Source organism: Kitasatospora arboriphila (assembly GCF_039528095.1).
GTDB lineage: Bacteria > Actinomycetota > Actinomycetes > Streptomycetales > Streptomycetaceae > Kitasatospora > Kitasatospora arboriphila.
In genome coordinates, this window is the sequence record NZ_BAAALD010000054.1 from 1 (window position 1) to 13,669 (window position 13,669).

Here is a 13,669-nt window from a genome sequence, read left to right on the forward strand (position 1 = left end):
TCCGGGCCGCGCTCGCGTTGCGTGCCGAGGGCGCGGCCCGGACGGCGGCGAGCGGGGAGTCGTACCAGCGCACCTCGGCGGACCGCGCCGCGGCCGAACGGGCGGTGCGCGCCGCGTACCGCGCGGCCGGCCGGCCCGAGCCCGACGAGGTGCGCTGGTACGACTCCCCGCTCGCCGCCGTCCGGGCCGCGCTCGCGTTGCGTGCCGAGGGCGCGGCCAGCGTCCGCGAGGAGGTCCGCACCTATCCCTGGGAGCAGGCCCGCGCCCGGGTGCACACCCGGCTCGGCGCCCCCGGCTGGGCCGAGCTGTGGGCGCTCACCGGCGGCGAACTGTGGACGCAGAACCAGGCCCTGGCCGGTCGGATCCGCGGCGCCGTCCTGGACGGGCTCGCCCCGGAGGCCGGTCCGGACGATGACACCGAGGTCCGCAGCCGGGCGCGGGCCGCCCGCGCGGCCGTCCGGGTCGCGCTGCTCGACGCCGTCCTCGGCCAGCACGACGCGCCCTGGCTGGCCGCCTTCGACGCCGCCGGCGAACTCGACGGGCCGGCGCTCGCCCCGCTCGCCGACGCCGCCCGGCAGACCGGCTGGTGGTGGCCGTACGAGCAGGTCGCGCTGATCGCCGAGCGGCCCACCGAACTGCACCGGGACGAGGCCGGCCGGCTCGACCGCGCCGACGGCCCGGCCCTCGCCTGGGCGGACGGCACCGCCCTGCACGCCTGGCGCGGCATGCCGGTACCGGCGGACTTCCTGGACGGCCTCGGCGGCCTCACCCCGGAGCGGATCCGCGCGGAGGAGAACGCCGAGCTGCGCCGGGTGATGCTGGAGCACTACGGCTACGACCGGTACCTCGCGGAGTCCGGCGCCGAGCCGCTGCACCGCGACGAGACCGGCGTGCTCTGGCGGATCGTCCTGCCGGACGACGAGCCGGTGGTGATGGTCGAGGTGGTCAACTCCACCGCGGAGCCGGACGGCAGCTTCCGCACCTACTGGCTGCGCGTGCCGCCGTCGACCCGCACCGCCCGGGCCGGCGTCGCCTGGACCTTCGGGGTGCCGGAGGAGGAGTACCGGCCGGAGCGCGAGACCTGACCGGTGGGCCGGGCGGTGCTTGTCAACCGTACGGCCGCCCGATTCCGACCCTCCCGCGATTGTGTGAATTGATAGGAATTCGCCGAAGGCCACCCACTGGTTCGCAGGTCAAGGCCCTTGATATACCTCGGATGCATAGGGCGGTGAGGTGTGTGAGCTCCCGTCGACATGCGACGAACCAGGTGGTGACGGCCAGTGAAGCTCCTCCGAGTCGGCCCCGCGGGCGCCGAGCGTCCCGCGGTCCTCGGCCCCGACGGCACCGCGTACGACCTCTCCGGGCGCACCCGCGACATCGACGGCGCCTTCCTCGCCGGCCTCGACCGGGCGGCCACCGCCGCACTGGCCGCCGAGGCGGCCTCCGGCGCGCTGCCCCGGATCGACCTCGACGGCCTGCGGATCGGCGCCCCCGTCGCCCGCCCCGGCAAGGTGGTCGGCATCGGCCTCAACTACCGCGACCACGCGGCCGAGGCCGGCGCCGCGATCCCCGCCGAACCGGTCGTCTTCCTCAAGCCCAGCAACACCGTGGTCGGGCCCAACGACACCGTGCTCATCCCGCGCGGCGCCGAGAAGACCGACTACGAGGCCGAACTCGCCGTGGTGATCGGCCGCACCGCCCGCTACCTGGAGAGCGACGCCGAGGCGGCGGCCGTCGTCGCGGGCTACACCACCGCCAACGACGTCACCGAACGCGCCTTCCAGCACGAGCGCGGCGGCCAGTGGGACAAGGGCAAGTCCGCCGAGACCTTCACCCCGCTCGGGCCCTGGCTGGTCACCGCCGACGAGGTCGGCGACCCGCAGCGGCTCCCGCTCAGGCTCTGGGTCAACGGCGCCCTCCGGCAGGACGGCAGCACCGCCGACATGATCTTCCCGGTGCTGGAGACCGTCCGCTACCTCAGCCGCTTCATGGTGCTGGAGCCCGGCGACGTCGTCGTCACCGGCACCCCGGCCGGCGTCACCCTCGGCCACCCCGGCGCGTCCTTCCTGCGCCCCGGCGACATCGTCGAACTCGAAGTCGGCGACCTCGGCCGCCAACGCCAACTCCTCGGCAGTGCGTAGGAGTTGTTTCCGGGGGCGCTCGGGAGATCGATTCAGGTGCCCCCACGCGCCCCGGGGCCGGCCGTCCGTACGCCGTTCAAGAGACGCCCTCAGGTCCTGCCCCGGTCCGGTGCGCCCGGCTGCGCCGGCAGGAGCGCCCGCAGCCGCGCCACCAGCGCGGCCGCGGGCCCGTCCGGAGGCTCCAGCGCCAGCACCCCGGCCAGCATCCGGGCCGCCTGCCGGTCGTGCGCCGCCGTCGCGGCGCTCATCGCGACGAACTCGTCCACCAGCCAGTCCCGCAGCGACTCCTTCGGGATCTGTCGGCCCTCGTCCAGCCAGCTGAGCGCCGACGCCTCCACCACGGAGATCCACGACCGCACCAGCAGGGTCATCCGCGGCCCAGGCGAGCGCACCCCCAGGTGCCGCAGCGTGCGCCTCAGCGCCACCCGCCGCACCTCGTCGACGATCGCCGAGGTCCGCGCCGTCTCCACCACCGAACCGCCGCGCAGCAGCGCGCCGTAGCCCGCCGCGTGCTCGGCCACGAAGTCGAAGTACGCGTCCAGCACGCTCGACAGCTGCTCGGTCGGCGAACCCCCGCCGTGCACCGTGAACCGGCGGCTCAGCTCCTCGGCGGCGCTGCGCAGCGCCGCCTCGTACAACTGCTGCTTGCCGCCGGCGAAGTAGCGGTAGACCAGGGGGCGGGAGGCGCCGGCGGCCTGCGCCACGTCGTCCAGGCCGACCTCCTCGGGCGGCCGCGAGCTGAACAGCTCCAACGCCACCGCGATCAGCTGCTCCCGGCGCTGCTCGACCGACAGCCGGCGGTACGCGGCGCGGCGCGGCCGCTCCTCCGTCGACGCGTCGTCGGGAGCGTCGGGAGCGGCGGGAGAACTCGCTGGTCTGGCTGCCATGGCCGCCAGCCTAGGGCTTCGGCCCGCCGCGGGGGAGCGCCCGCACCGCCCGTTTCCGCACCTCGCCGCACCGGGGCCGCACCGGGACCGCGCCGGGGCCGCGGCCGTGCCCCGGCACCCTCGGCGCAGGCCCGCGCACACCCGGTGACCCGTTGCGCCGCGGCGTCCACCCCGGGCGGGCCGGACCCTCCGTCAATCGTGCGAGCCCGTACCGAAAGGGTCTTGAAATCGCCGAATGCTGCGACAGGATGGCCGAATGGTCCAAGAACCGATCACCCCCGCTGTCGACGGCCCCACCCCGCGCCGTATCGCCGACGCCTACGTCCACGCCCTCGCCGACCTCGACCCGCTGACCGCGGTGTACCTCGGCCTCAACCCGGACGACGACCGCATCACCGACCTCTCACCGGCCGGACGCGCGGCGCTCGCCGACCTCGCCCGCTCCACCCTCACCGAACTCGACGCCGCCGAGGCCGCCGGCACCGCCGACGACGAGGCGGAGCGGCGCTGCGCCCGTCTGCTCCGCGAGCGCCTCACCGCCGAACTCGCCCTGCACGAAGCGGGCGAGGAGTACCGCGCGGTGCGCAACCTCGGCTCGCCGGTGCACGACGTGCGCGAGGTGTTCACCCTCATGCCGACCGGCACCGAGCAGGAGTGGGAGCTGATCGGCCGCCGTCTCGCCCGGGTGCCGGCCGCGCTCGACCAGTACCGCGCCACCCTCGCCGAGGGCGTCGAGCGCGGCCTGCTCTCCGGCCCCCGCCAGGTCACCACGGTGGTCGGCCAGATCGGCGAGTGGCTGGAGGGCGAGGTCCCCGGCGGCTGGTTCGGCGCGTTCGTGCAGGACGCCCCCGAGTCGCTGCGCGAGGGCCTGACCGCCACCGCCGTCGCCGCCTCGGACGCGCTCGCCGCCCTGCGCGACTGGCTGCGCGACGTCTACGGCCCGGCCGCCGCCGACGTCCCGGACACCGTCGGCCGCGAGCGCTACACCCGCTGGGTGCGCTACTGGACGGGCGCCGCCCTCGACCTCGACGAGGCGTACGCCTGGGCCTGGGAGCAGTTCCACGACCTGGACGCGCAGATGCGCGCCGAGGCCGAGAAGGTGCTGCCCGGTGCCACCCCGATGGAGGCGATGCACTGGCTGGAGACCGACGGCCCGGCGATCAAGGGCGAGGAGAACGCCCGCGACTACCTGCAGGGCCTGATGGACGGCGCCATCGCCGACCTCCAGGGCACCCACTTCGACCTCGCCGAGCCGCTGCTGAAGGTCGAGTCACGGCTCGCCCCGGTCGGCAGTGCCGCAGCGCCCTACTACACCCAGCCCTCGCTCGACTTCTCCCGTCCCGGCCGCACCTGGCTGCCCACCCTCGGCCGCGAGTCCTTCCCGGTCTGGGACCTCGTCTCGACCTGGTACCACGAGGGCGTCCCCGGCCACCACCTGCAGCTCGCGCAGTGGACGTACCTCGCCGACCGGCTCTCGACCTACCAGGTCACCCTCGGCAGCGTCAGCGCCAACCTGGAGGGCTGGGCGCTGTACGCGGAGCGCCTGATGGACGAGCTCGGCTACCTCACCGACCCCGGCCACCGGCTCGGCTACCTCAACGCGCAGATGATGCGGGTGCTGCGGGTCATCGTCGACATCGGCATGCACGCCGGCCTGGACTTCCCGGCGGACTCCCCGTTCAAGCCGGGCGAGGCGATGCTGCCCGACGACGCCCGGGAGTTCTTCGGCCAGTACTGCGGCCTGTCCGCCGAGTTCCTGGACAGCGAGCTGGTCCGCTACCTCGGCATGCCCGGCCAGGCCATCGGCTACAAGCTGGGCGAGCGCGCCTGGCTGACCGGTCGCGCCGCCGCCCGGTCCGCCGCCGAGGCCCGCGGCGAGGAGTTCGACCTCAAGGCCTGGCACATGGCCGCGCTGTCGCAGGGCTCGCTCGGCCTCGACGACCTGGTCGCGGAGCTGTCCGCGCTCTGACCGCCGCCGCCGGATCCCCGCGCCCGGGGGTCGGCCGGAGGACGGTGAGATGTTTAGGACTTTAGTCCTAATTCAGACATTTACTGACAAAAAACCTTGCCCCTCGCCATCCCGAGAGATTCCCTGGGAGGAGCGCTGCGTGCGCCCTTCCCACCATCCCCTCCGGAAGGCGGCCCACGGTGTCCCTCCAGCACGCACAGGACGAGCAGGCGGTCGACCCCCGTCGCTGGTGGGCCCTGGCAGTCATCGCCATCGCCCAGCTGATGATCGTCCTCGACGCGACGATCGTGAACATCGCCCTGCCCTCCGCCCAGAAGGACCTGGGCATATCCGACGGCAACCGGCAGTGGGTCATCACGGCCTACACCCTGGCCTTCGGCGGCCTGCTGCTCCTCGGCGGCCGGATCGGCGACCTCTTCGGCCGCAAACGCACCTTCCTGATCGGCCTGCTGGGCTTCGCGCTGGCCTCCGCCATCGGCGGATTCGCCACCGAACCCTGGATGCTGTTCGGTGCGCGTGCCCTGCAGGGCGCCTTCGGCGCGCTCCTCGCACCCTCCGCGCTGTCGCTGCTCTCCACGACCTTCACCGACGCGAAGGAACGCGCCACCGCCTTCGGCGTCTTCGGCGCACTCGCCGGCGGCGGCGCCGCGATCGGCCTGATCATGGGCGGCCTGCTCACCGAGTACCTGAACTGGCGCTGGTGCCTGTTCGTCAACATCCCGATCGCCATCGGCGCCGCCCTCGCCGCGTACGCCCTGCTGAAGCGCGACCACGTCGCCAAGGGCCACCGCGTCAGGCTGGACCTGCCCGGCGCCTTCCTCGGCTGCGGCGGCCTGCTGCTGATCGTGTTCGGCACCTCCGAGGCCGTCTCCCGCGGCTGGGTCGACTGGCTGGTGCTGACCTCGCTGTGCGTCGGTGTCGCGCTGCTCTTCGTCTTCGTCCTCTTCGAGCGCCGCACCGACCACCCGCTGCTGCCGCTGCACATCGTCTCCGACCGCAACCGCGGCGGCGGCGCCATCGCCGTCGGCCTCGCCGTGATCGGCATGTTCGGCCTGTTCCTCTTCCTCACCTACTACATGCAGGTGGTCAAGGGCTTCTCGCCGGTCATGGCGGGCGTCTCCTTCCTGCCGATGACCGCGGCCATCGTCATCAGCGCCACCGGCATCGCGGCCAACCTGATGACCCGGGTGCCCTCGCGGGCGCTCGTCGTCCCCGGCCTGCTGCTCGGCGCGGGCGGCATGGCCTGGCTGACCCAGATGAAGGTCGACAGCCCCTACGCGACCATGGTGCTGCCCGCCGAACTGCTGCTCGGCTTCGGCATGGGCCTGGTCTTCATGCCCTCGCTGAGCCTGGCCACCCTCGGCGTCGCGCCGAACGAGACCGGCGCGGCCTCGGCCATCATCAACAGCGCCCAGCAGGTCGGCGGTTCGATCGGCGTGGCGCTGCTCAACACCATCGCGGCCAGCGCCACCGCGACCTGGCTGGCCACCCGCAACGCGGCCGATCCGCTCGTCCTCAAACAGGGCCAGGTGCACGGCTACGCGATCGCCACCACCGTCGCCATGGGCATCCTGCTGGTCGCCGCGGTCATCGCCTTCCTGATGATCGACCACAAACCGGCGCCCGGCGAGGCCGGGAGCACCGCGGCCGAACCGGCCCAGGCCACCGCCCGCCCCGCCGCCGAACCGCGCTGAACCGCACCTCCCCGGCCCGGCGACACGCCGCCCCGGCCCTGGACTCCTCCGGGGCCGGGGCGGGATCGTGTACGGATCTCTCACCGCTTTCCCACCTTCGGATCACCCGCTTCACAGCCCGGCGGCCCAGAGTGGAGCCGACACCCCCGGCCAGGAGGAGTTCGCCGATGAGCAGCCCCCGCACGTCCCGCCCCCGGCTCCGGTCGCTGCTCGCCACCCCGGCGGCGGCCCTCGCCACGGCGGGACTGCTCGCCGCCGCCCACGTCCTCGGCAGCTCGCCCGCCACCGCCTCGCCCGCCGCCACCGCCGTCCTCGACGCCGCCCCCGTCCTCGGCACCACCGCCACCGCCCCCGCCGACCCGTCGGCCGCCCGGGTCGGCGCCCTGTTCAGCGGCACCGTCGGGCCGGGCCACCACTTCTGCTCCGCCAGCGTGCTGCAGAGCCCGACCCGCGACCTCGTCCTCACCGCGGCCCACTGCGTCGGCAGCACCGACGGCCTGAGCTTCGTCCCCGCGTACCGCGACGGCAGCACCCCGTACGGCAGCTGGAAGGTCGCCGCGATCTACGCCCCCGACGCCTGGACGCAGGACCGCGACGAGGACGCCGACTACGCGATCCTCCGGGTCGCCCCGGCCTCCGACGGCCACCGGATCGAGGACGTCGTCGGCGGCAACGCCCTCGGGCTGGACGACACCTTCACCTCGCAGGTCCGCCTCTACGGCTACCCGGCCCGCACCGAGGCCCCGCTGCTGTGCACCGACACCACCACCCGGCAGTCCACCACCCAGCGCCGCATCGACTGCCCCGGCTACCCCGGCGGCACCAGCGGCGGGCCCTGGATCAGCACCCGCACCGGCGAGGTCGTCGGCGTCATCGGCGGCTACCAGGAGGGCGGCGACACCGACGACACCTCCTACAGCTCGTACTTCGACCACACCATGACCACCCTCTACCGCCAGGCCGTCACCGCGGCACCCTGACGCGGCGGCCGCGGCGTGCCGCACAGCCGGCAGCGCTGCGGCGGGACGGACGGCGGCTCCGCCTCCGGTACGGGGGCGTCGTCCGCCGGCCTGGCGGGGGCCGCAGGGTCGGCGGGGTCGGCGGGGCCGGCGGTCCGCTCCGGCGGGCCCCCGCCCCGGGCGGGTGCCAGTTCGGCCCAGACGGTGCGCCGCCCGTCGGCCGCCTCGCCGACCGACCCCCAGCGCGCCGCCAGCGCGTCGACGATCCGCAGCCCCCGGCCGAAGTCGCCCGCGTCGACCGGCGGCCGGTGCGGGAGCGGGTGCAGCGGGCCGTGCGGCGCGGGGCCGTCCGCCGTGCCGCCGTCGGTGACCGACACCCGGACCGTCCCGTGCCGGCGCCGGACCTCCACCCACAGCACGCCGCCCGCGCCGGACCGGCTGTGCACGACCGCGTTGGTCACCAGCTCGGACACGACCAGCGCCGCGTCCTCGGCCCCGGCCGACGGGCCGAGCGCCTCGCGGACCATCCGCCGCGCCGCGCGCACGGACTCGGGCACACCGGGGAACCGGGCGATCCACATCATGCTGCTGCACCCCTCCGACGGACACTCCGCAACCGGCCGACCACGCATCGTCAACCTCGAATGCGAGCTTGAAAGCTCGCGTACGGCGTTGTCAAGCTGATCCGAGGATCCGTGAGACGGGGGTTGACGTGGGCGAGTTGGGGCGACCGGCCTATCTGCGACTGGCCGACCTGCTGCGCTCGCGGATCCTCTCCGGCGAGCACCAGCCGGGTGGGCGGATGCCCAGCATCGCCGACCTCTGCCGCCAGCACGGACTCTCCGAACAGCCCGTCCGGCAGGCGCTCCGGGTGCTCAACGCCGAGGGCCTGACCGAGGGCCGCCCCGGCTCCGGCACCTACGTCCGCCGCCGTCCGGCGCCCGCCCGGATCCCCCGCGGGCGCTACGACGCGGCCGGCAGCCCCTTCGCCGGGGCGTCCCGCGACCCCGGACCCGGCGGCGTCCCGCACTGGACGCACGACTCCCAGAAGACCTGGGCCACCGGCGCACTCGCCCTGCGGCTGCGGATCGCCGAGGGCGACCCGATCATGCAGACCCAGTACGTCTTCCTCGCCGCCGACCGGCCCGCGCAGCTCTCCACCAGCTGGGAGCCGCTCGCACTGACCGGCGGCACCGCGGCCGCCCGGCCCGAGTACGGACCGCTGGCCGGGCTCGGTGTGGTCGAGCGGATGGCCCGGATCGGACTGACCGTCACCCGGGTCACCGAGGACGTCACCGCCCGCCCGGTGCTGGAGGCCGAGTCCGGCCCGCTGGACGTGGCGCTGGGCTCCACCGTGCTCTCGATCGAGCGCACCCACTGGGCCGGAAGCCTGCCCGTGGAGACCGCCGACATCGTCCTCGCGGCCGAGCGCAGCCGGCTGGTCTACGAGATCGGCGTGCCCGCCGAGATCACCCCGGAGAGTGACGTCCTCCGCTGATCCGGGGCATTCCCGCCTGCCTCACGCGCGCCGGGGGCGCGTTCCGGCTCGCGTGCGCCGGTTGCCCCGTACACTCCCGGCACCGGGACAACGGGAGGTGCCGCACACCGTGACCGCCGCCGACAGCGCGCCGGCCGCAGCCGGGCCCGAGGAGCGCCGGGCGGACTGGTTCGAGCTCTTCTTCGACCTGGTCTTCGTGGTGACCGTGGCGATCCTGGCCCGCGGCCTGCACGGCGACCCGGGCGGCGCCGAGTTCGGCAGGTTCCTGGTGCTCTTCTTCCCGGCCTGGTGGGCCTGGGTCAACCTGATGGCCACCGTCAACATCTCCGGCCGGGACATCGACCGCGCGCTCAGCCAGCCCATGCTGATCGCCGCCATGCCCGGCCTCGGCGTGATGGCCGCCGCCGCCCCCGAGGGCCTCGGCGGACACGCCTGGCTCTACGCCCTCGGCGCCGCCTGGGTGCGGGTGGTCTGCTTCCTGGTCTGGCTGCGTCCCGCCCTGCGCCGGGAGACCGCACTGCCGCTCTGGCGCCCGGTGACCTACTGCCTCGTCCCGGCCGCGCTGTGGACGGTCTCCGCCCTGCTCCCGGACGGCTGGCGGTTCGCCCTCTGGGGGATCGCCATCGCCCTGGAGATCGCCCTGCTCGCGATCCGCAGCGAGTACGGCACCGCGCTGTACGCCCAGCTGTCGATCGAGCACCTGGTCGAGCGGATCACCCTGTTCGTGGTGATCGTCCTCGGCGAGAGCGTCTTCACCGTCGTCGCGACCTTCGCCGACCACCTCACCGCCGCCTCCGGCGCCGCCGCCCTCGCCGCCTTCCTGCTGGTCGCCGAGCTCGCGGCGGTCTTCTTCGTCTGGGGCACGACCGTCGCGGCCCGCGGCCTCGGCCGCGCCCAGGCCGACCGGGCGCACCGGATCATCCGCGACACCGTGATGTACCTGCCGTACTTCCTGGTCGCCGCGATCACCCTGCTCGCCGCCGCCCTCGGCACCGCCGTCGCGGAACCCACCCACCACCTGCCGTCCGGCGCCGACTGGGCGCTCTGCGGCGGCGTGCTCGGCTTCTACACCACCAACGCGGCGATCGCCCTGCGCTACGGCGAGCCGACCCGGTCCGTCCTCGGCTGGTACGTCCCCTGCCTCGTCCTCACGGCCGTCCTGCTCGTCCCCGGCGTCCTGCTGCTCCCCGCCTGGGCCGCCGTCCTCTGCGGCGCCGCCGAGGTCCTCGCCCTCACCCTCCTCGTCAAGCACCGCACCCACCGCACCCGCCCGGCCTGACCGCGCGCCGCGGCCCGCACCCGCAGGTGCCGCGTCAACCGCCGGGCCGGTCGGCCTCCGGGCCGCGCTCGGCGAGCGCCTTGATCCCGGCGAGGGTGGCCCCGATGCCGGTGCGGAGTTCGTCGAGCCGGCGGGCGACCAGTTCCTCCTCCCGCTCCGGCATGCGCTCGATCCACGGGCTGACCCCGGAGCGGCCGGGCCCGATCCGCACGGACTGCCGGACGAGGGTGCCGTCCGCCTGCGGCGACAGCTCGAAGCGCCAGGTGGCCATCCGGTCCGCGAGGTCGTCCGCGGGATCGCCGAACCGGCCGTCCGCGTCCAGGACGGCCCAGCCGAAGACCCGCTCGGCGTCGAACTCGACGATCTGCGAGACCGTCCGCCATTCGCCCGCCACGGGGTGCCGGTTGAAGCCCGCGAAGCGCGCACCCACCGCGGGTGCGACGGCGCCGCCGAGCCATTCGACCCGGTGCAGTTCGGGGCTGAGCCGGGCGGGCAGCCCGATGTCGGTCACCAGCTCCCAGACCCGCGGGGGCGCCGCCCCGACCAGGATCCCGCCCTGCGCCGTGGGCCCGTCCGCGTACCGCATGCCGTCTCCTCCGCCGTGCGAACCAGAGTGCGCGGCCCAGTCTCCCCGAGCGGCTGACGGACACTCAGCCCGGGGGCCGCCGTCCGGCGCGAAGCCCGCGGACACGACGAAGGCCCGGGTCCAGTGGACCCGGGCCCGGGGGCCCCCGCCCCTTCGTGACACCTGCGGTGAAGTGCCCCCGGTAGGATTCGAACCTACGCACCCGCCTCCGGAGGGCGGTGCTCTATCCCCTGAGCTACGGGGGCCTTTCGGCCGTCGCTTGCTGCGACGTGGAGAACACTACCAGGCCCGACGGGTGATCCGTGCACGGGTTTCGCGGGGCGGCGCGGCCGCGGCCCGGAGGGCGGAAGTGGGGAAAGGCCGGACGCGGGGGTGGGCGCGCGGCTACCCTCGGTGATGTGCCGGGAACGTCCGGGCGGGTCCTCGTGGTGGACGACAGCGAGGTGATCCGCCAGCTGATCAGAGTGAACCTCGAGCTCGAGGGCTTCGAGGTGGTCACCGCTGCCGACGGCGCCGAGTGCCTGGAGGTCGTCCGCCGGGTGCGCCCCGACGTGGTGACGCTGGACGTGGTGATGCCGCGGCTCGACGGCCTGAAGACCGCCGCCCGGCTGCGCGCCTCCGCCGAGACCCGGGCGCTGCCCATCGCGATCGTCAGCGCCTGCACGCCGGCCGATCTCGACCGCGGGGAGTCGGTGGGCGTGGACGGCTACCTCGCGAAGCCCTTCGACCCGGCGGACCTGGTCGCCCTGGTGCGCCGGCTGCTGCGGCAGGACCCGGCGGCGGGGGACGGCGGGGGCGGCCCGTCCGGATACGCCTTCGGCGGCGGCGGCGAGCGCCCGGAGCCCTCCGCCGCATTCCGCTCTCGGCGAACAGATCGCCCTTGACGGTCCCGCTCCCTGGTGCAACGCGTCTCAACGGGTAAACCGGGTGGCGGACGGACACCCCGTCTCGCCTACGCTTGGCGTCGTGACACCCGCAGAGCTTTCCCAGGCAGTCCAGGCCGCAGTGAGCGCCGCCGTCGAGGCGGGCGAGCTGGCCGTCGCCGTGCCCGAGCACGTGACGGTCGAGCGGCCCAAGAACAGGGACCACGGTGACTACGCCACCAACGTGGCCCTCCAGCTCGCGAAGCCGGCAGGCATGCCGCCGCGAGCCGTCGCGGACCTGCTGGCCGCCCGCCTGCGAGAGACCACCGGCGTCGCGAAGGTCGACATCGCCGGTCCGGGCTTCCTGAACATCACCCTCGACGCCGCCACCCAGGGCCTGCTGGCCCGCACGGTGGTCGAGGCCGGCCAGGCGTACGGCCGGAACGAGGCCCTCAAGGGCCTGACGATCAACCTGGAGTTCGTGTCGGCCAACCCGACCGGCCCGATCCACATCGGCGGCGTCCGCTGGGCGGCCGTCGGCGACTCGCTGGCCCGCGTGCTGCGCGCCACCGGTGCCGACGTCACCACCGAGTACTACCTCAACGACGCCGGCGTGCAGATCACCAAGTTCGCGCGGTCGCTGCAGGCCGTCGCCAACGGCAAGCCCGTCCCCGAGGACGGCTACGTCGGCGAGTACATCGCCGACATCGCCAAGGCGATCACCGACGGCGTGCCGGGCGTGCTCGACCTGCCCGAGGACGAGCAGCTCCGGGTCTTCCGGGCCGAGGGCCTCACGCTGATGGTCGCCGAGATCAAGCGGTCGATGGAAGAGTTCGGGGTGCACTTCGACACCTGGTTCTCGGAGAAGTCGCTGCACGACTCGGGCGCCGTCGAGCAGGCCATCGACCGGCTGCGCGAGCAGGGCCACGTCTTCGACCGGGACGGCGCCATCTGGCTGCGCACCACGGACTTCGGCGACGACAAGGACCGCGTCCTGATCAAGGCCGACGGCGAGACCACCTACTTCGCCGCCGACGCCGCCTACTACCTGAGCAAGCGGGACCGCGGTTCCGAGGTCTCCGTCTACATGCTCGGCGCCGACCACCACGGCTACGTCAACCGGCTCAAGGCCATCGCGGCCTGCGCCGGCGACGACATGGACCGCAACATCGAGGTCCGCATCGGCCAGTTCGTGAAGATGCTGCGCGACGGCCAGGAGGTCCGCCTCTCCAAGCGCGCCGGCAACATCATCACCATCGACGACGTCGTCGACTGGATCGGCGTGGACGCGGCGCGGTACATGCTGGCGCGTTCCTCCACCGACTCCACCATCACCATCGACATCGACCTGGTCACCAGCCAGTCGAACGAGAACCCGGTCTTCTACGTGCAGTACGCGCACACCCGGATGTGCGGCGTCGCGCGCAAGGCCGCCGAGCTCGGCGTCGACAAGGGTGCGGCCGAGGACTTCAAGCCGGAGCTGCTCTCCACCCAGTGGGAGAACGACATGCTCGGCGCGCTGGGCGAGTTCCCGCGCGTCATCGCCACGGCCGGCGAGCTGCGCGAGCCCCACCGGGTCGCGCGCTACCTGGAGGACCTCGCGGGCAAATACCACCGCCTGTACGAGAACTGCATGTTCCTGCCGAAGGGCGACGAGGAGCTCACGGACACGCACCGTGCGCGCCTCTGGCTGGTCGAGGCGACGCGAACGGTGCTCGCCAACGGCCTGACGCTGCTCGGCGTCTCCGCCCCCGAGCGGATGTAAGCACGACCCCCATGCGCACGACGGGGGC

The 13,669-nt window shown here is 74.1% G+C and carries 12 protein-coding genes and 1 tRNA gene; 9 read left to right on the top strand and 4 right to left on the bottom strand.

Annotated features, from left to right (window positions below):
* The first annotated feature begins 17 nt into the window (after positions 1-17).
* Complete coding sequence (locus tag ABD353_RS24830) at positions 18-1,085, top strand: DUF6745 domain-containing protein (protein WP_344625928.1); 1,068 nt, start codon at positions 18-20, stop codon at positions 1,083-1,085.
* 195 nt (positions 1,086-1,280) lie between these two features.
* Complete coding sequence (locus ABD353_RS24835; protein WP_344625883.1) at positions 1,281-2,141, top strand: fumarylacetoacetate hydrolase family protein; 861 nt, start codon at positions 1,281-1,283, stop codon at positions 2,139-2,141.
* A gap of 89 nt (positions 2,142-2,230) precedes the next feature.
* Here the strand turns inward: ABD353_RS24835 and ABD353_RS24840 are convergent, their stop codons facing one another.
* Positions 2,231-3,028 (bottom strand): TetR/AcrR family transcriptional regulator, encoded by a 798-nt coding sequence (locus tag ABD353_RS24840; RefSeq protein WP_344625884.1) that lies wholly within the window; start codon positions 3,026-3,028, stop codon positions 2,231-2,233.
* A 256-nt stretch (positions 3,029-3,284) separates the two neighbouring features.
* Here ABD353_RS24840 and ABD353_RS24845 point away from each other — a divergent pair, with 256 nt between their 5' ends.
* The 3 genes from ABD353_RS24845 to ABD353_RS24855 all read left to right on the top strand — a co-directional run bounded on the left by ABD353_RS24845 (position 3,285) and on the right by ABD353_RS24855 (position 7,671).
* The gene (locus tag ABD353_RS24845; protein WP_344625885.1) at positions 3,285-4,997 is read left to right on the top strand and encodes a DUF885 domain-containing protein; all 1,713 of its coding nucleotides are present in this window, start codon (positions 3,285-3,287) and stop codon (positions 4,995-4,997) included.
* 179 nt (positions 4,998-5,176) lie between these two features.
* The gene (locus ABD353_RS24850; RefSeq protein ID WP_344625886.1) at positions 5,177-6,691 is read left to right on the top strand and encodes an MFS transporter; all 1,515 of its coding nucleotides are present in this window, start codon (positions 5,177-5,179) and stop codon (positions 6,689-6,691) included.
* 167 nt (positions 6,692-6,858) lie between these two features.
* Positions 6,859-7,671: a trypsin-like serine peptidase gene (locus tag ABD353_RS24855; protein WP_344625887.1), complete on the top strand. Its 813-nt coding sequence runs from the start codon at positions 6,859-6,861 to the stop codon at positions 7,669-7,671.
* Here the strand turns inward: ABD353_RS24855 and ABD353_RS24860 are convergent.
* Entirely contained in the window at positions 7,641-8,234 is a 594-nt protein-coding gene (locus tag ABD353_RS24860) for an ATP-binding protein (protein ID WP_344625888.1), read from the bottom strand. The two genes, ABD353_RS24855 and ABD353_RS24860, sit on opposite strands and share 31 nt — an antisense overlap.
* 128 nt (positions 8,235-8,362) lie before the next feature.
* Between ABD353_RS24860 and ABD353_RS24865 the strand changes: the two genes are divergently transcribed.
* Both ABD353_RS24865 and ABD353_RS24870 read left to right on the top strand, forming a co-directional pair.
* Complete coding sequence (locus tag ABD353_RS24865) at positions 8,363-9,148, top strand: GntR family transcriptional regulator (RefSeq protein WP_344625889.1); 786 nt, start codon at positions 8,363-8,365, stop codon at positions 9,146-9,148.
* A gap of 109 nt (positions 9,149-9,257) precedes the next feature.
* Positions 9,258-10,427 (top strand): low temperature requirement protein A, encoded by a 1,170-nt coding sequence (locus ABD353_RS24870; RefSeq protein ID WP_344625890.1) that lies wholly within the window; start codon positions 9,258-9,260, stop codon positions 10,425-10,427.
* 34 nt (positions 10,428-10,461) lie between these two features.
* On the opposite strand, the gene ABD353_RS24875 is transcribed toward ABD353_RS24870, so the two are convergent.
* Positions 10,462-11,013, bottom strand: coding sequence for an SRPBCC family protein (locus ABD353_RS24875; RefSeq protein WP_344625891.1), 552 nt, complete (start codon positions 11,011-11,013; stop codon positions 10,462-10,464).
* Positions 11,014-11,186: 173 nt separating this feature from the next.
* Positions 11,187-11,258, bottom strand: a tRNA-Arg gene (locus ABD353_RS24880).
* Positions 11,259-11,411: 153 nt separating this feature from the next.
* Between ABD353_RS24880 and ABD353_RS24885 the strand changes: the two genes are divergently transcribed.
* Together ABD353_RS24885 and argS are read left to right on the top strand one after the other, a co-directional pair.
* Positions 11,412-11,897, top strand: coding sequence for a response regulator (locus ABD353_RS24885; RefSeq protein WP_344625892.1), 486 nt, complete (start codon positions 11,412-11,414; stop codon positions 11,895-11,897).
* An 82-nt stretch (positions 11,898-11,979) separates the two neighbouring features.
* Entirely contained in the window at positions 11,980-13,641 is a 1,662-nt protein-coding gene (argS, locus tag ABD353_RS24890) for an arginine--tRNA ligase (protein WP_344625893.1), read from the top strand.
* Positions 13,642-13,669: the final 28 nt, after the last annotated feature.